At 74.2% G+C, this 17,252-nt stretch carries 15 protein-coding genes; 8 read left to right on the plus strand and 7 right to left on the minus strand.

The features are described from left to right. Positions 1-87 precede the first annotated feature (87 nt). Positions 88-255 carry an FxSxx-COOH cyclophane-containing RiPP peptide gene (fxsA, locus tag AKI01S_RS33960; protein WP_067827072.1) on the minus strand — a complete coding sequence of 56 codons (168 nt, stop codon included), beginning with the start codon at positions 253-255 and terminating at the stop codon, positions 88-90. A gap of 278 nt (positions 256-533) precedes the next feature. Here fxsA and fxsT point away from each other — a divergent pair, with 278 nt between their 5' ends. Then, positions 534-3,023 (plus strand): FxSxx-COOH system tetratricopeptide repeat protein, encoded by a 2,490-nt coding sequence (fxsT, locus tag AKI01S_RS33965; protein WP_245681894.1) that lies wholly within the window; start codon positions 534-536, stop codon positions 3,021-3,023. 18 nt (positions 3,024-3,041) lie between these two features. On the opposite strand, the gene AKI01S_RS33970 is transcribed toward fxsT, so the two are convergent. The 4 genes from AKI01S_RS33970 to AKI01S_RS33985 all read right to left on the minus strand — a co-directional run bounded on the left by AKI01S_RS33970 (position 3,042) and on the right by AKI01S_RS33985 (position 6,970). Further along, entirely contained in the window at positions 3,042-4,364 is a 1,323-nt protein-coding gene (locus AKI01S_RS33970) for an HEXXH motif domain-containing protein (protein ID WP_067827076.1), read from the minus strand. Continuing rightward, a complete protein-coding gene (locus tag AKI01S_RS33975) occupies positions 4,361-5,632 on the minus strand; it encodes an FxsB family cyclophane-forming radical SAM/SPASM peptide maturase (RefSeq protein ID WP_369688754.1) in 1,272 nt (423 codons plus the stop codon). The genes AKI01S_RS33970 and AKI01S_RS33975 overlap by 4 nt, the downstream gene beginning before the upstream one ends. 22 nt (positions 5,633-5,654) lie before the next feature. Next, positions 5,655-6,491: a class I SAM-dependent methyltransferase gene (locus tag AKI01S_RS33980; protein WP_067827078.1), complete on the minus strand. Its 837-nt coding sequence runs from the start codon at positions 6,489-6,491 to the stop codon at positions 5,655-5,657. 170 nt (positions 6,492-6,661) lie between these two features. Further along, positions 6,662-6,970 (minus strand): hypothetical protein, encoded by a 309-nt coding sequence (locus AKI01S_RS33985; protein ID WP_067827080.1) that lies wholly within the window; start codon positions 6,968-6,970, stop codon positions 6,662-6,664. 153 nt (positions 6,971-7,123) lie between these two features. Between AKI01S_RS33985 and AKI01S_RS33990 the strand changes: the two genes are divergently transcribed. Then, positions 7,124-7,501 (plus strand): helix-turn-helix domain-containing protein, encoded by a 378-nt coding sequence (locus AKI01S_RS33990; protein ID WP_067827083.1) that lies wholly within the window; start codon positions 7,124-7,126, stop codon positions 7,499-7,501. 147 nt (positions 7,502-7,648) lie between these two features. Then, the gene (locus AKI01S_RS33995) at positions 7,649-7,921 is read left to right on the plus strand and encodes a hypothetical protein (RefSeq protein ID WP_067827086.1); all 273 of its coding nucleotides are present in this window, start codon (positions 7,649-7,651) and stop codon (positions 7,919-7,921) included. On the opposite strand, the gene AKI01S_RS34000 is transcribed toward AKI01S_RS33995, so the two are convergent. After that, positions 7,918-8,946, minus strand: a complete 1,029-nt coding sequence (locus tag AKI01S_RS34000) for a DUF1906 domain-containing protein (protein ID WP_084000525.1) — start codon at positions 8,944-8,946, stop codon at positions 7,918-7,920. The genes AKI01S_RS33995 and AKI01S_RS34000 overlap by 4 nt on opposite strands. A gap of 192 nt (positions 8,947-9,138) precedes the next feature. Here AKI01S_RS34000 and AKI01S_RS34005 point away from each other — a divergent pair, with 192 nt between their 5' ends. Further along, positions 9,139-10,437, plus strand: coding sequence for a DUF11 domain-containing protein (locus tag AKI01S_RS34005; RefSeq protein WP_067827093.1), 1,299 nt, complete (start codon positions 9,139-9,141; stop codon positions 10,435-10,437). A 98-nt stretch (positions 10,438-10,535) separates the two neighbouring features. Then, positions 10,536-11,465: an LLM class F420-dependent oxidoreductase gene (locus AKI01S_RS34010; RefSeq protein WP_067827096.1), complete on the plus strand. Its 930-nt coding sequence runs from the start codon at positions 10,536-10,538 to the stop codon at positions 11,463-11,465. A 160-nt stretch (positions 11,466-11,625) separates the two neighbouring features. On the opposite strand, the gene AKI01S_RS34015 is transcribed toward AKI01S_RS34010, so the two are convergent. After that, positions 11,626-12,492, minus strand: coding sequence for a TIGR02452 family protein (locus AKI01S_RS34015; protein WP_067827099.1), 867 nt, complete (start codon positions 12,490-12,492; stop codon positions 11,626-11,628). A 105-nt stretch (positions 12,493-12,597) separates the two neighbouring features. Here AKI01S_RS34015 and AKI01S_RS34020 point away from each other — a divergent pair, with 105 nt between their 5' ends. From AKI01S_RS34020 to AKI01S_RS34030, 3 genes are all read left to right on the plus strand, one after another. Then, on the plus strand, positions 12,598-13,806 hold the full coding sequence (locus AKI01S_RS34020) for a DUF3152 domain-containing protein (RefSeq protein ID WP_245681895.1): 1,209 nt from the start codon (positions 12,598-12,600) through the stop codon (positions 13,804-13,806). A gap of 59 nt (positions 13,807-13,865) precedes the next feature. Then, positions 13,866-15,335 carry a 3' terminal RNA ribose 2'-O-methyltransferase Hen1 gene (locus tag AKI01S_RS34025; protein ID WP_067827102.1) on the plus strand — a complete coding sequence of 490 codons (1,470 nt, stop codon included), beginning with the start codon at positions 13,866-13,868 and terminating at the stop codon, positions 15,333-15,335. Then, a partial coding sequence (locus AKI01S_RS34030) for a polynucleotide kinase-phosphatase (protein WP_067827106.1) occupies positions 15,332-17,252 on the plus strand: 1,921 nt, incomplete at its 3' end. The genes AKI01S_RS34025 and AKI01S_RS34030, both read left to right, overlap by 4 nt.

A 17,252-nucleotide genomic window follows, 5' to 3' on the forward strand; every position in this document is an offset into this window, starting at 1 on the left:
CCTGGTTCTGCGATGATACGGCTCCCGCCGTTCGGCCGTGCCGCGACCCGCCATCCGACCGGTTCCGGCCGTCGGCGCACGGACCCGTTACGAGCTCTCGAAACTTGAGGTCACCTCCGTCTCGCCGGGGGACGGGTCGAGCACCTCGCGCAACGCCCGCGCGATGACGCCGTCGTCAAGATCGTCCAGGTCGTGGAGGGAGAGGCCGGAGATGTCGACAAGGCCGGTGGCCGGTACGGCGGTCTGCTCTGGCATACGCGCTCCTCGTGCGCCGTCATCTGCCTTCGATGGTCGCGTGCCGGTGCCGCCGCTGGCAATAGCGTGACCGCCATTCCAATATTCGGTGGCCCGGAAATGGCCGGAAAAGCAGCCGGAATTCGGGAGTGGCAAAGCGGCCTGTCCGAGGTCCGAAAGAACGCTTATTGTCTTTACCCTGGCGATTGATATCACGCCGGTACCGGGAGGCGGGTCGCGTGACGAGTGCGGAACCGACAGCACGGCGTTCCTCGGCGGTCCCCAGGATCTGGGGCCGGGTGCCACCGAAGAACAAGAACTTCACCGGCCGAGAGGAACTGCTGACGCGGCTACGGTCGGCGATCACCGGTGGCGGAGGCGACCAGGTCACCGCCGTTGTCCCGCACGCGCTGCACGGCCTGGGCGGGGTCGGCAAGACCCAGCTGGCGGTCGAGTACACCTACCGCTACCGCTCCGAGTACGACCTGGTGTGGTGGATCCCCGCCGAGCAGCCCGGGCTGGCGCGCTCGACGCTGGCCCAGCTCGCCTTGGAGGCGCCCGACCTGGACGTGCCGGACCCGGCCACGCGCGGCGTCGAGGAGGCCGCCGACCGGGTGCTGAACGCGCTGCGCCGTGGCGAGCCCTACGACCGCTGGCTGCTGATCTTCGACAACGCCGACGAGCCCGAGGAGATCAACGACATCCTGCCGCGCGGCGGCCCCGGCCATGTGCTGGTCACCTCGCGCAACCACCGCTGGGACAGCGTCGTGGAGACGCTGCCGGTGGACGTGTTCTCCCGGGAGGAGAGTGTGGCGTTCCTGCTCAAGCGGGTGCGCCGGGGGCTCACCGGGCGGGACGCCGACCGGCTCGCCGAGGCGCTGGGCGACCTGCCGCTGGCGCTGGAGCAGGCCGGGGCGTTGCAGGCCGAGACCGGCATGTCGGCGGAGGAGTACCTGCGGCTGCTGGAGGAGCACACCGGCCAGGTCCTCGACGAGGGCAAGCCCAGCGAGTACCCGCTGTCGATGACGGCGGCGTGGACGCTGTCGGTGTCGAACCTGCGGCAGCGCCGCCCCGAGGCGATGGAACTGCTGCGCTGCTGCGCCTTCTTCGGACCGGAGCCGATTCCGCGCCAGGTGTTCGCCCGGACCGACGACCCGGCCGTGCGGCCGGAGCTGCGCGCGCTGCTGAACACCCCGCTCGGGCTCAGCAAGGCCATCAGCGAACTGGGGCGCTACGCCCTCGTGCGGATCGACGAGGGCCGCAACATCCAGGTGCACCGGCTGATCCAGGCGCTGCTGCGCGAGGAATCGCCGGACGAACAACGGGCCCTCATCCGCGCCGAGGTGCACGCGCTGCTGGCCGCGTTCGCCCCGAAGGACCCCTTCAACGCGGAGAACTGGCCACGCTACTCCGAACTGCTGGCCCACGTCCTCCCCTCCCGGGCCCTGGAGAGCGACGTCCCGAAGGTGCGGGCGTTCGTGCTGGACGCGCTGAGCTACCTGTCCAGCTCGGGCAGCTACCGGTCGGCCAACCGGTACGTCGACACGGTGATCAGGACGTGGACGCGGGACAACACCGGCCCGCCGGATCTGGACGTGCTCAGGGCCCGGAGCGTTCAGGGCAACCTGCGTCGCGAGATGGGCCAGTACGAGGACGCCTACCAGCTCGACGTCAGCACGCTGGAGCAGTTGCACGCGACGGTCGGCCCCGAACACGAGTACACGCTGACCCTGCAGAACAGCATCGGAGCCGACCTACGGGCGCGTGGCGACTTCGTGGAGGCGCGCGAGCACGACGAACGGTCGCTGGATCTGCACCGGCAGGTGCTGGGCGCCGACAACCTGCGCACACTGCGGGCGATGAACAGCCTGGCCCTCGACTACGCCCTCACCAGCCACTACCCCCGGTCGAGGGAGTTGCAGGAGGAGGCGTTCGAACGACTGCTGGGGCTCGACCCCGACATCCCCCCGGTCACCCGGGTGGTCTTCTGGAACGGCCTGGCCCGCTCGGTCCGGCTGTGCGGCGACTACGTCTCGGCGGGCGACGTGGGCACCGACGTGTACTCCTTCGCCAGGCAGATGGGCACCGACCACCCGTGGGCCCTGCGCGCCGCCCGGGACCTGGCCATCGCCCGGCTGCGGGCCGGAGAGGTCGACGACGCCCTGGAGCTGGCCGAGGACGTCCACGGCCGCTGTGTCCGGCAGTTCGGGCTGGACAACCCCGACACCCTCGCCTCCGCCGTCAACCTGTCCAACGTCATGCGCACCATGGGCCGCCCGCAGGACGCGCTGACCCTGGTCCGCGACACCATGGACCGCTACCAGCGGATGTACGGTGAACGGCACCCCTTCTTCCACGGGTGCGCCGCCAACGTCGCGGTCCTGCACCGCGTGCTGGGCGACCCGGAGGCGGCCCGCCGTGTGAACGAGCGGGCGCTGGCGGGTCTGGAGGCCAAGCTCGGCCGCGACCACCACTACAGCCTCACCGTCGCCGTGAACCTGACCACCGACCTGGCCACGCTGGGCGAGCTGGAGTCGGCCGCCCGGCTCGGCCGCGGCACGCTGCGGCGGCTGCGCGCGGTGCTCGGGCCGGACCATCCGACGACGCTGGCGAGCGCGGCGAACCTGTCGGTCAACCTGCTGGCGTACGGGCTGAAGGACGAGGCCGAGTCGCTGCACGCCGACACCCTCGACCGGTACGCGCGGACGCTGACCACCGAGCACCGGGACGCCGAGGTCTTCCTGGAGGGACGCCACCTGGACTGCGACTTCGACCCGCCGTCGATCTAGGGCATCCGCCGGAGAGGGCTAGAGCGTTCGCTGGAGGGGCGGGAGGGGGCCGTTGCGGTCCTTCCAGGCCGCCAGGTGGTGGGCCTCGGCCGCGTGGGCCTCGGCCAGCGCGGCGGGTGGTACCGGCTCGGTCGCCCAGTCCTCCAGGGTGCGGGTCATGCCCGCCACGAACTCCCGGCCCCGTGGTGTGAGCCCGTCGGTGGCGGACAGGGTGCGGCACACCCACAGGGCGGCGTCGCGCCATCGGGCGAAGCTGGCGTGCGCGTGGGTCGCCAGGTCGCCGCTCTCGTGCTGCCGCTGCCTGCGCCAGAAACCGGCGATGCCCAGGTGGGCGTACGCGCCCTGGAGCAGGCCCGCGACCGGGCGTGGGTCGTCGCGCCACGGGGCGCGGTAGCGGGACCCGTCGTCGGGCAGCGTCAGCCGCACCGCGTCCAGCAGGCCGGTCAGCTTGACGTGCTGCACCTCGTGCGCGAACGTGACCGCGAAGAAGTGACGGTGCGGCGGCGTCGACAGCGCGATCGCGCCGAACGCGTGCTGGGTGGTCGCGCTGGACCGCCCTCCCGGCGGCACCGGGATCGGGCTGAGGGTGCGCACGAGCGCCGCGGTCTCCGCGCAGATCGTCCAGTGTCGGGGAACCAGCAGTTCCCACGCTCCGCGCAGGGTGGTCCGCCAACGTTCCGCCTCCGGCTCCGACAGCCGGTCGTCGCGGCGGGCGGTGCCGGGCATCCGGTACGGGTCGTGGTCGTCCAGCAGCAGGTCCAGGCGGCGGCCCCCGCTCTCGGCGGTCAGCCGGCGCAGCGCGTGCCAGCCGGGCGCGTCGCGGTGCGGGTCGGCCGGGACGGCGACGGAGACGTCGCCGCCGCTCACCGTCGCGCCGCGCGGGTCGACCCGCACCCGCGCCGTGGTCGCGCCGGGCAGCAGCGCGCGCCCCAGCGACGGCAGCGTCACCGCGCCGTCCCGCACCGGCACCTCGATCTCGGCCGGGAACCGGGCGCGGACCGCGGCGGCGGCCGCGAGCGCGGCCATCCCGGCGGCCCGGGGGTCGTCGGGGCGGTCGTTCTCCAGGGCCCGGGCGGTGCGCCACGCCCACACCCCGACGGTCGGGTACCGCAGCACGCGGTCGGCGGCGTCCCGGTCGTTCTTCTGGACCTCCTTGAGGAGGTCGTAGGCGGGCGCGGTGCGCGGGGCCAGGCCGCGGACGTGGCGGACCAGCAGCAGGTGCTTGCCGTACTGGACGGCGTTCAGCAGGTCGAGGGCGGCGGGCCCGCCGGAGCCCGCCGCGAGCGCGCGCAGGATCTCGTCGGGCACCGTGCGCGCGGATGCCGGGTGGAGCGACGTCATCGCCCGCCTTTCCGCAGCGCGGCCACGTCGCGGGCCACGGCCGCGTGGATGTGGGTGATCAGCCGGTAGAGGTCGGGGCAGTACACCGACGGGTTGCGGAAGCCGCTGCCCGCCCGGTGCCGGTGCGGGTAGAGACCGCCGCCGCACACCGGGTGCAGCGCGCAGGCCGTGCAGCGTTCCGACAGGGCGCGCACGCCGATCTGCCGGGCGACGACCGGCGGCAGCAGCAGCGCGGCGTCGAACGCGTCGCGCAGCACGTGCAGCGGCGTCGCGGCGGCCCCGTCGTAGGCGGCCTTGAGCGAGTCCACCTGCTCCAGCGACCCGTCGGTCTCCACCACCACCATCGCGGCGGGCGACAGCCCGACCGACTCGGTGCGCGAGGGACGGCCCAGCAGCAGCCGGATGATCTCGCCGAACATCCGGACGCGGGTCTCGCGGACCGGCGCGCGGTACCAGCGGTCGAACACCGCCGCCAGCCAGTCGCCGTAGGGGCTGGCCGGATCGCCGGGGAGGCGGCCCGGCGGCGGGGTGTCCCAGGTGCCGTGCGGCAGGTGGAAGTCCACCATGGGCGGGTCGAACGCCAGCAGCGCCTCGTAGGTGGCGACCGGGTCGTTGCGCAGGTCGATCGTGCACAGCAGGCCGCCGAACAGGTGCCGGTAGCGGGGCGCGGTCAGCCGTTCCAGCCCGGCCCGCACGTCGGCGTGGCTGCCCCGGCCGCCCTTGCGGCGGCGGTGCCGGTCGTGCCCGGCCTCGTCGCCGTCGAGGCTGACGCCGACCCGCACGTCGAACTCCGCCAGCAGCTCCAGGAACGGCGTGTCCAGCAGGGTGCCGTTGGTCTGGATCCGCAGCGCGCACTCGACGCCGCCGGGGACCGCCGCGCGCAGCGTCGCCAGGGTGTGGCGCAGGTGGTCCACGCCCGCCAGCAGCGGCTCGCCGCCGTGCAGGATGATGTCGACCGAGGTCAGGCCGTGGTCGCGGATGTGCTCGGCGATGCGGGCGGCGGTGCGCTCCACCACCGGCCGGGACATCCGGCGCGGCCGGGTGCGCCAGCCCTGGTCGGCCATCTCGTACAGGTAGCAGTAGTCACACGCCAGGTTGCAGTGGCCGTGCACCTTGACGATGAACTGCCGGAACGCCGTCGGCCGCCAGCCCTCCTCCAGCAGCGCGCCGACGTCGAGGTTCGCGGGCCACTCGGTCCCGGTCTGGGACTCGGACCCGACGTCGATGGCCACGCCGACCAGCTCCCCGATGAGATCCGAGCGCGGCACTGCGCGGGGTGATTGTCGCTGATCAGTCTGCTCTGTCAGAAAGGCCGTCAAACCTGGACGGACCGGTCCCGGTCACCCCCCCGTTCGGGGCGGGCCGGGTGACGCGGAGTTTGGACTGCTTGTGGGGGTTCTTCTCCCAGTCGTCCATCAGCCGGGCGGTCAGGCCGTGCTTTTCGGCCAGGGCCGTCAGGCTCTCGGTGCGGTAATAGAAGTCCTCGCGCAGGACGTGGTGCTCCCGGCCCGTGGTCCGGTTGAAGGTGAAGTCGAAGAAGCCGTCCGGGGCGAGCAGCCGGTCCACGTGGGCCAGGCACTCGTCGATGACCTCCGGCGGCGAGTGCGAGAAGACGCTGTGGGCGTGGATCACGTCGAAGTGCCCCTCCGGCAGGAACGCCAGGCGCAGGTCGCGGACCGGGGTCAGGTGCGGCAGGCGGTCCTGGAGGCCGTTCCGGGTCACCGTCTCCTGCGCGGCGAACAGGATGTCGGGGGAGATGTCCACGCCGTAGTAGTGGCCCGGCTCCAGGTGGCCGATGAACAGGTGGCCCGCGCGCAGGTTGCCGCAGCCGATCTCCAGCATGCGGTGCGACGGCTTCAGCCCGTGGGACACCAGGTAGTCGAACTGGAGGCGGCCGATCGCGAGCCAGTGGTCGTGGTCGGCGGTGCCGACGGCTCCGTAGGGGCTGCGGGCGGCGTCGGAGCGCATCACCGCGCGGTAGTAGGCGACGTGGTCGCGTGCGCGCAGCCGCAGCCAGGTGTCCCGGGCGAGGCGGCGGGCGTAGGGGGCGATGCGGTCGGGGTTGCGGGCGGCGTACCGGAGGCGGTGGACGATGCTGGCGCGGTTGCGGGACAGGCGATCGGTCATCGCCTCAGTGAAGAGCGGACCGGCCCGCCTGACAAGGACGGGGGCGGCGTGTCGGGAGGTGTGTCGACCCGGGGAGTCCCGGCACGCCGCGCCCCCGCCGGTCCTGCGCGTCCGTCGGCTCGGTGGTGCCCGCCGGTTCGCGGAGTGCCCGTCAGTTCGCGGGCTGCCCGTCAGTTCAGCACGGTCGCCCAGAGGGTGACGGCCGCCGAGGCCGCCGCGGCGAGCATCGACAGCAGGGCCACCGTGTGGCGGAAGCGGGCCTCCAGATGGCCGCGGGTGACCTGCTCGCGTTCGACGCGGGTCAGGCGGTCCTCCACCTCGGAGAGCAGCCGGACCTGATCGGTGATCTGGCGTTCGTGGTGTTCGTCGCGCTGGAGCAGGAGGGCGAGCTGGCCCTCCAGGCTGGTGAGCCGGACGTCCATCCCCCGTCGCAGTTCGGCCAGCGCCAGTTCGACGGTGAGGGGTCCTTCCTGGTGCACTGTCCCACCCCTTCGGTCGTGGGCCTGCCCTCAGCCTAGGAACGACCCGGTAAGACATCAAGGGATGACCGGAAATAACGAGAAATAGCGATGAAGGAAATATGCACCCGCCGGTTACTGGATGTTCCTTACTGTTTCCGCCATCCTGAAGGCATGGCCGGAGAGCTGGACCGGGAGCGGGTCGCCAAGTACGTGGTGGCGCGCCGTGGCTCGCTCGGCCTCACCCAGGAGCGGCTGGCCGAGCAGGCCGGGGTGACGGTCAAGACGATCTACAACCTGGAGTCCGCCGGGCGCTGGCCGCAGGCGCGGACCCGGGCCGCCGTCGAGGCCGCGCTGCGCTGGCGGCCCGGCGACCTGGCCCGGATCGGCGAGGGCGGCGAGCCGGCCGGCGCGGTGTCGCTGGGCGAGGCGCTGCGCGAGCTGGAGGAGCTCGACTCCTACTTCGCCGACCTGCGCGCCGACGAGGGGGAGAAGCGGCGGATGGCGCTGGCGTTCCTGCGCGCGCTGTACGGGGAGCCCGACGGCCGGTGACTTTCCTCGCAGTCTGAAAAAGTTTCTGGAACTGACTGGTTGTTGCGCCCTTGACAACCGGCAAGACTGGGAAGGCCGGTCCAGGTCAGGAGCGCCGTCCCGCACCCCTCCGGGCGGCGGATCCCCGGTCGCGAAGGAGAGTCCGTGATGCGCGTACGCGCGACCTGTGTCCGGTGGGCGCTCGGCACCGCGACGGCCTGCGCGGGGGCCGCCGCGGTCGCCGTCGCCGCCCCCGTGGCCCTTCCCCCGGACGTGCTGCGCGCGGCGCTGGCGTCCGCCGTCGTCGTCGTGCTGAGCGCGGCGGTGTGGGCCTACCGCGACCTGCGCGCCCGGCAGCGCCGCATCCTGCGCCACATGGAGACCCAGACGCGGGTGCTGCACAGCGCCGCCCGCGCGGCGGGCCGCCTGGAGGACCGCTAGCCCTTCCAGAACAGCAGCCTGGCGCTGCCACCGGTGATCCGCGCCGGGGCCGGGCCGTGCTGGAACAGCTGGAGCCGGACGCGGCGGTCCTTGCCGACGACGTCGGCGGCGAGGCCGTACAGCAGGTTCGTCTCCTCGCCCGCCGCCGTGAAGTCCCGCACCGGCCCCGCGTCGAACCGGTCCGGCGCGGCGGCCTCGGCCTCGACCGCGCGGGCCCGCAGACGCGTGCCCTCGGGCAGGCCCCGCACCCGCACCGCGGCGGTCAGCGCGTACCGCGCGGGCCCCGACAGCACGTCCGGGCCGCCCGCGGGATGCTGGTCGTCGCCGTCGGCGTACTCCCGGTCCCACGCCACGGTCGTCCACACGCCGGGCGGCAGCTCCTGTTCGGCGGCGAGGCCGACCGAGACGTAGCCGGGCCGGTCCTCCTCCCGGGGCGGCGCGTCGCCCACGCGCCACTGGCCGTAGTCGTCGGCGACCGCGCGGTTGTAGTCGACGCTCACGCCGTTGAGCCGGTGCTCGTTGGAGTACTGCTGGAGCTGCGCCCGCCGGTCCCAGCGACCGCCCGACCAGGCGTAGGTCTGCCACGCCCACGCGGCCCTGCCCGCGTCCAGGGCGCGCTTCACCGGCCCGTACCCGCCGTACAGGCCGACCCGGAAGCGCCCGAGCACGCTGGCCGCGCCGTCCAGGTAGGCGTTGATCGCCGCCTGGTGGGAGGGACCGGCGTCGAAGTCGACGGCGAAGTAGATCGGCCGCCCGGCGGGCATGCCGACGGCGCTCGCCTGCCGCTGCGCCTCGCGGGCGTCGGCGACCCCGCCCGCCCGGCCCGACAGCGCCCGGCTGGTCGTGGTCTCCCACACCACCACCAGCCAGATCCCGGCCCGCGACAGCTCCTCGGCCTCGGCGCGGGTCAGGTTCTTGCCGGTGCGGTCGTGGGACAGGTAGCGGCACACGAACTTCGCCCCGGCGCGCTTCAGCGCCGCCGGGCCGGGACGTCCCCACGCGTAGTCGATCCCGAAAACGGCCATGCGCGCGATGATCCCCCAACGGCCGGCGGCGTGCCACCGCACGGCCGGGGAGGCTTTCCTTGCCCCGCGCGGATGACCAAAGGTTGACGTCACCATGGCTGAGGACACGCCGACAGGGCGCTAGGTGATCTTCCGCGGCCGGGTTACAACGGAGACGGTCAGGAAGTCCGGCCGGCTCACGGGGGAGCAGCGATGATCCACAAGCACCATGGACGCCCCGGCGGGGGGTGGGGCGTCAGGGGACTGGCCGTGCTGGCGGCGGCTCCGCTGCTCGGGGTCGTCCCGCTGCCCGGCGCGGGGGCGCCGGCGACCGCCGACGGGCCCGTCCAGGCCCGCGACCGCCGCGACCACGAGCCCGCCGGGCACCGGTCCGGCAAGGCCCGCGCCAAAAAGCGCACCAAGCCCGGCAAGACGGGCCACCCCGTCCGGGCCGTCAGGGGAGCGCGGTCGCGCGCCGCCACGGTCCGGATCGACACCGCGGGCCCGGGCGTCCCGCTGGTGCCCGGCCGCGTCTACACCTGGCCGTTCTCGGTGACGGGGAAGGGCCCGTCGAGGAACGCCCCGGCGACGCTCACCGCCGAGCTGCCGCGCTCGCTGGAGTTCGTGTCCGGCACGCGGGACTGCTCCTACGTCCCCGCGTCCGGCGACGCCATGGGCCGGGTGGTCTGCGAGCTCGGCGCGGTGCGGTCCGGCGAGACCGAGAAGGGCGCGCTCACCGCGAAGGTCGCCAAGAACGCCCAGCCGGGGAACCACGTCGTCGGCACCGCCTCGGTGTCGTGGGCCGGGGCGCGGGCGTCCCGGGCGTTCCCGGCCGCCACCGTGGCCGACATCGCCGACGTGTCGGTGGCCGGACGGGCCCCGGCGGTGATCCGGCCCGGCGAGGCCATCCCGTACGCGATCGAGGTGCGCAACGAGGGCCCCTCGCCCGCCCGGCAGGTGACCGTCACCTCCGCGATGCCCGCCGAGATCGCCGACCGCGACGGCGCCTGCACCGCGACGGGCCGCCGGCTCGTGTGCGTGGTGGACCGGCTGTCGGCGGGCGGGACCAGGACCTTCCACGCCCGGGTCCGGCCGCGCCAGCGGCCCCGGCCCGGCACCGTCCTGGAGGCCCCGTCGCGGGTCGCGACCACGACCGCCGAACTGAACCTGGACAACAACCGGGCCACCGCCCGCACCAAGGTGCTGCGGCCCCAGCTGACCCCGGTGAGCCGCCCGCTGGTGACGCCGGAGCGCGTGCGGCCCGGCGCGGCCCCGGACCGGCGGCCCGCGGCCAAGGTCCGGCGGGCCGGCGTCCCGGCCGGTCCGGCCCGGCCGTCCGTGCCGTCCGTGCCGTCCGCGGGGGGCACGGCGCCCGCGCCGACCCGGACGCTGCGGGAGCTGCCGCGCACCGGCGCGGAGACCGGCGTCATGCTCGACCTGTCCCTCGGGCTGGTCGGCACCGGCCTGATCCTGACCCGTCTCGGCCGCGCCCGCCGCCGCGAACAGGACTGAGCGGGGGCGCGCCGCCGGACGGACGGCGACCACGGGGCCCGGCGGCGCGCGCCGGGCCCCGTTTTCCGTGGGGTGAGCAGGGGTAGCAGGATGGGACCATGCGTCTTCGGATCTTCACCGAGCCCCAGCAGGGGGCCACCTACGACACGCTGCTGTCCGTCGCCAGGGCCACCGAGGACCTCGGCTTCGACGCCTTCTACCGTTCCGACCACTACCTGAAGATGGGCGACGTCACGGGCGAGCCCGGCCCGACCGACGCCTGGATCACCCTCGCCGGGCTGGCCCGCGAGACCAGGCGGATCCGCCTCGGCACGCTGATGACGGCCGCGACGTTCCGGCTGCCGGGCCCGCTGGCCATCGCCGTCGCGCAGGTCGACCAGATGAGCGGCGGCCGGGTGGACTTCGGCGTCGGCACCGGCTGGTTCGAGGAGGAGCACGCCGCCTACGGCATCCCGTTCCCCGGCCTGAACGAGCGGTTCGAGAAGCTGGAGGAGCAGCTCCAGATCATCACCGGGCTGTGGCGGACCCCCGCCGGCGAGACGTTCGACTTCGAGGGTGCGCACTACCGGCTCAAGGAGTCCCCGGCGCTGCCCAAGCCGGTCACCGCCGACGGCCCGCCCGTCCTCATCGGCGGCTTCGGGGCCAAGCGCACCCCGCGGCTGGCGGCGACCTATGCCGACGAGTACAACGTGCCGTTCCACACGCCCGACGACACCGCCGCCGCGTTCGGCCGGGTCCGCGCCGCCTGCGAGGCGCAGGACCGCACGCGGCCGATGGTGTACTCGGCGGCGCAGGTGGTGTGCTGCGGCCGCGACGAGGCCGAGGTGCGCCGCCGCGCCGACGCGATCGGCCGCCAGGTGCCCGAGCTGCGCGAGAACGGCCTGGCCGGGACCCCGCAGGAGCTCGTCGACAAGATCGGCCGGTTCGCCGAGCTGGGCGCCGGCACGCTCTACCTCCAGGTCCTCGACCTGTCGGACCTGGACCACCTGGAGCTGATCGCCACGGAGGTCATGGCGAAGCTGTCCTGACCCGGCGCGACGGCCCGGACCGCGCACCGGTCCGGGCCGCTCCGCGCCGGGCGGACCCGTCCTCCGGCCGCCCGGAACGTGGCGGTCGCGCCGCCGCCCGAGCGTCACGCCACGATCGTCTCGGGTTCCCGCCCGGCCCGGTCACGCGCGGCGCCGCGTCCTACGGGGTGGAGAACCCCGCGAACGCCTCCTCGAACGCCACCTGGCGCGGCGCGCCCCGCGCGGTGTCCCACACCGCGAACACCACGTGCGCGAACCGCCCGTCGAACTCCGCGCCCGGCCGCAGCAGACCGGCGAACGTCCCCGCCACCTCGGCCGGGTCGTTGCGGAACACCCCGCAGCCCCACGCGCCCAGCACCAGGCGGCGGTGCCCGCGCGCCACGGCCACCGCCAGCAGCCTGCGGGCGCGCTCGCGCAGCACCTCGGGGACGCGCGCGGCCTGCTCGGGACGGCGGATCGCCCCCCGGTTGGGCGCGGGCGAGGTCAGGAACGCGACCCGGTACGGCTCCTCCAGCAGCGCCCCGGAGTCGTCCCGGAACACCGGCACGCCGGGGGAGTAGATCATGTGGTCGCTGTAGAGCAGGTCGCCCTGGGCCCGGTGGAAGTCGTAGTACTCGCGGGCCGCCAGCAGCGACGCGTACAGGCCCGAGGACCGGGCCAGGCCCTCCTCCTGGGCGTGGGCGCCGTTGAGGAAGCCGCCGCCGGGGTTCTTGGCGGAGGCGAAGTTCAGCACGAACGGCATGCCGCCGTCCGCCGGGCCGTCCGCCGGGCCGTCCGCGCACAGCCGCCGCGCGGCGGCCAGGGTCGTCTCGCCGGTCACCTCCAGCCGGGTCGACACGCCCGGGGTGGACGGCGACCGGGACAGCAGGGCGTCGAGTTCGGCGGGACGGTACAGGACGGTGTTCCGTACGCAGTCCGTGATCTGGTCGGCGAGGCGCACCTCCCGGCCCGAGGGCGCGCGATACCCGCCCTCGTCGAGGATCCGGACGGTCTGCTGGGCGACGGCGCGCCGGGGATGTCTGCTCATGACGTTACGGATTGTCATGGTTCGTCCGACAACTTCGCCACCACTTTTCGGGCGCCGGCGGGCCCGGACTCATGGGATTTGATCATAAAGCCCCGGATATCTGGCATGCTGGCGAGCGCCATGCAGCCCGAACGTCCCCGCGCGGGCCGCCGTCGCCGGAACGCCTCCGGCCGACGGGACGCGCCTCCCCCCGCCCCCGCCGATCGCGCGCCGACCGGCCACGAACCGACCGGTTACGAGCCCTCCGGCTACGAGGCTCCCGGTTACGAGGCTCCCGGTTACGGAGGCCCCGACTACGGAGCTCCCGGCCACGGGGCCCCCGGCCACGCCCACCCCGGATACCCGCCGGACCCCGCCTCCCCGCAGGACGCCGGGTACCCGCCGGACCCCGGATATCCGCCCGACGGGTACGGGCCCGACGCGTACGGGCCCGACGGGCACGGACCGGCGCGGCGGGCGCAGGACGACCCGTTCGGGGTGACCTCCAAGCACGGCATGGGCGGCGACCTGGACCGCGCCTTCGAGGGCGCGCGCCGGGAACGGGCCAAACAGGTCGTGGTGACCGTGCTCGCCGTGACGACCGTGGTGGCGATCGGCGGCGCGGGCTTCGCGGTGTGGGCGACCTCGGGCGCCGCGCCCCTGCCGCCGGGCGCCCCCACCGACGCCGCGCCGTCCGGATCCCCCTCCGGCGACGGCCACCACCCGCCGAGCGAGCCGCCCGTGGCCCCGACCCGGCAGCCGGTGTACATCCCGGAGCGGGGCACCGGGAAGTTCACCCGGCCGCTCGGCGGCGGACGCGTGTTCGGGCGCGGCAAGCTGATGCGGTACATGGTCCAGGTGGAGGGCGGCCTGCGGCAGAACCCGGTGACGTTCACCCAGGAGGTGGACCGGGTGCTGGCCCACCGCCAGGGCTGGACGGCTGGGGGCAAGTGGGCGTTCCAGCGGGTCTCGGCCCCGCCCTACGACTTCGTGGTGCGGCTCGCCTCACCCGGCACGACCGACAAGCTGTGCGGCGCGTACGGCCTGACCACCGAGGGGAAGGTCAACTGCAGCGCGGGCAAGCAGGTCGTGGTCAACCTGCGCCGCTGGCTGCTGCTGACCACCTACTACGCGGGCCAGCCCAGGCAGTACCACGCGCTGGTCATCAACCACGAGGTCGGCCACCGGCTCGGCGTCAAGCACATGACCTGCGCCGGGAAGGGGCGCCTCGCGCCGGTGATGATGCAGCAGATCTACGGGTTGAAGGGCTGCCGGATCAACGGCTGGCCGTACGACGCGCGCGGCCGGTTCGTCAGCGGCCCGGTCGTCCCGTGAGCGTTCGCGGCGGAAAAAACCGGTGCGGGGGCAAGAGCCCGCTCTGTCATCCTTGACCGGTGCTTCTGACCCTCACCACGACCCTGGAACCGGCCACGGACCTGGGTTTCCTGCTGCACAAACACCCCGACCGGGTGCAGCGGTTCGACCAGGCGTACGGCGCGGCCCACGTCTTCTACCCGGAGGCGGACCGCACGCGCTGCACGGCGGCGCTGCTGCTGGACGTCGATCCGGTCAGGCTGGTGCGCACGCGCGGCAGGAACAGTCCGGACTTCTCCCTCGGCCAGTACGTCAACGACCGCCCCTACGCGGCGTCGTCGCTGCTGGCCTCGGCGATGGCGGGCGTGTTCCGGACGGCGATGCGCGGGCGCTGCGACGCCCGCCCCGAGCTGGCGGCGTCCCCGATCCCGCTGGAGATCACGCTGCCCGCGCTGCCCGCGCGCGGCGGCCCCGCCCAGGTGGAACGGTTCTTCGCCCCCCTCGGCTGGCGGGTCGCCGCGACGCCGGTGCCGCTGGACCCGGCGTTCCCCGCCTGGGGCGACTCCCGGTACGTCACGCTCACGCTGACCGGCGAGCAGCGCCTGTCCGACGCGCTCAACCAGCTGTACGTGCTGCTGCCCGTCCTGGACGACGCCAAGCACTACTGGATGGCGCCCGACGAGGTGGACAAGCTGATCCGCGCGGGGGAGGGCTGGCTCGCCTCCCACCCCGACCGCGCCGCGATCACCCGCCGCTACCTGGCGAACCGGCGCGCCCTGGTGCGCACCGCGCTGGGCCGCCTCGCCGACTCCGACGACTCCCCCGAGGACGCCCTCGACCGGCACGACATCGAGGAGGAGGCCCCGGCCACCGATCCGGCGGCCGCCGGACCGGAGGCGGGTTCGGACGGCGCCATGAGCACGGCGGAGCCCGAGGTCGCCGCCGCGACGCCGCTGGCCGAACGCCGCATCCAGGCCGTCGTCGAGGAGCTGCGCCGCGCCGACGCCCGCCGCGTCATCGACCTCGGCGCGGGCTCGGGCAAGCTGGTGGCGCGCCTGCTCCAGGACGCGTTCTTCACCGAGGTGACCGGCGCGGACGTGTCCTACCGCGCCGTCGAGGCCGCCGCGCGCCGCCTGCGCCGGCGCCTCCAGCCGCACCGCGACGCCGAACGCGCCGCGGGCGTCTTCCAGGCGTCGCTGACCTACGCCGACGACCGCTTCCACGGCTACGACGCCGCGGTGCTCATGGAGGTCGTCGAGCACGTCGACCCGCCGCGCCTCGGCGCGGTCGAGCACGTGGTGTTCGGCGACGCCCGCCCGCGCGTGGTGATCGTGACGACCCCGAACGTCGAGCACAACGTGCGCTACGAGGGCCTGGCCCCCGGCGCGATGCGCCACTCCGACCACCGTTTCGAATGGACCCGCGCCGAGTTCCGCGAGTGGGCCGACCGCGTCGCCGCCGAGCACGGCTACCAGGTCCGCCACGTACCCGTCGGCGACGACGACCCCGAGGTCGGACCGCCGACGCAGATGGGGGTGTTCACACGATGAGCCGTGAGCTCAGGCTGCCCGAGACGGGGCTGGTCGTGCTGGTCGGCGTGTCGGGGTCCGGCAAGTCGCACTTCGCGCGCAGGCACTTCGCGCCCACGCAGGTGGTGTCGTCGGACTACTGCCGCGCGGTGGTCGCCGACGACGAGAACGACCAGTCCGCGACCGGCGACGCGTTCGACCTGCTGCACCACATCGTCCGCACGCGGCTGCGGCGCGGACTGCTGACCGTCGTGGACGCCACCAACGTGCAGCCGCGCTCCCGCCAGGCCCTGGTGCGGATCGCCAAGGAGCACGACGTGCTGTCGGCGGCGATCGTGCTGGACGTCCCCGAGCACGTCGCCGCCGAACGCACCCGGGCCCGCCCCGACCGCGACCTGCCCGACCACGTCATCCCCCGGCAGCGCCGGGAGCTGCGGCGCGGGATGCGCGAGCTGCACCGCGAGTTCAAGCGCGTGCACGTGCTGGAGGGCGTCGAGGAGATCGACGCGGCGACCGTCGTGTACGAGAGGGCCTGGAACGACAGGCGCGAGCTGACCGGGCCGTTCGACGTCATCGGCGACGTCCACGGCTGCCGCGCCGAGCTGGAGGACCTGCTGCGCGACCTCGGCTACGAGATCGGCCACGACGCGCTCGGCCGTCCGGACGGGGCCACCCATCCCGGCGGGCGCACCGCGGTGTTCGTGGGCGACCTGGTGGACCGGGGCCCCGACACCCCCGGCGTGCTGCGGCTGGTCATGGGAATGGTGCGCGACGGCGACGCCCTGTGCGTGTCCGGCAACCACGAGAACAAGCTGGTGCGGGCCCTGCGCGGCCGCAAGGTCCGGGTCGCGCACGGCCTGGCCGAGTCGCTGGAGCAGCTCGCCGCCGAGCCCGAGGGGTTCCGCGCCGAGGCGCTGGCGTTCATGGACGGCCTCATCAGCCACTACATGCTCGACGGCGGGAACCTGGTCGTCGCGCACGCCGGGCTCAAGGAGGAGTACCACGGGCGCGCCTCGGGCCGCGTCCGGTCGTTCGCGCTGTACGGCGACACCACCGGCGAGACCGACGAGTACGGGCTGCCGGTGCGGTACCCGTGGGCGCGCGACTACCGGGGCAAGGCGCTGGTGGTGTACGGGCACACGCCCGTCCCGCGCGCGGAGTTCATCAACAACACCATCTGCCTGGACACCGGCGTGGTGTTCGGCGGGAAGCTCACCGCGCTCCGCTACCCCGAACGCGAGATCGTCTCCACGCCCGCCCGGCGGGTCTGGTACGAGCCGGTCCGGCCGCTGGAGGCTCAGCCGGCCGCGGGCGACGGGCAGCGCGCCTCCGGCGTGCTGAAGTTCGCCGACGTCATGGAGGTCGGGGGCGTCGAGACCCGCCTGATGGGCCGGGTGTCGGTCCGCGAGGAGAACGCCCTGGCCGCGCTGGAGGTCATGAGCCGCTTCGCGGTCGACCCGCGCTGGCTGGTGTACCTGCCGCCGACCATGGCCCCGGCCGCGACCTCCGCGCTGCCCGGCTACCTGGAGCACCCGGCCGAGGCGCTGGAGGACTACCGGAAGGCGGGCCTGAGCAGGGTGGTCTGCCAGGAGAAGCACATGGGCTCGCGCGCGGTGGTCGTCGTCGCGCGGGACGCCGGGGTCGCCGCCGGGCGCTTCGACGTCACCGACGGCTCCCTCGGCGCCGTCTACACCCGCACCGGCCGCGCGTTCTTCCGCGACCCCGCCCTGACCGCGGCGGTCCTGGACCGGGTCCGGGCCGCCGTCGGGGCGGCCGGGCTGTGGGAGGAGCTGGACACCGGCTGGCTGGCGCTGGACGCCGAGCTGCTGCCCTGGTCGGCCAAGGCCATGGACCTGATCCGCACCCAGTACGCGGCGACCGGGGCCGCCGCCCGCGCCGCGCTGCCGGCGGCCTCCGCCGCGCTGGCCGGGGCCGCCG

The sequence above is a fragment of the Actinomadura kijaniata NBRC 14229 genome (assembly GCF_001552175.1).
In the GTDB taxonomy this organism is placed as follows: domain Bacteria; phylum Actinomycetota; class Actinomycetes; order Streptosporangiales; family Streptosporangiaceae; genus Spirillospora; species Spirillospora kijaniata.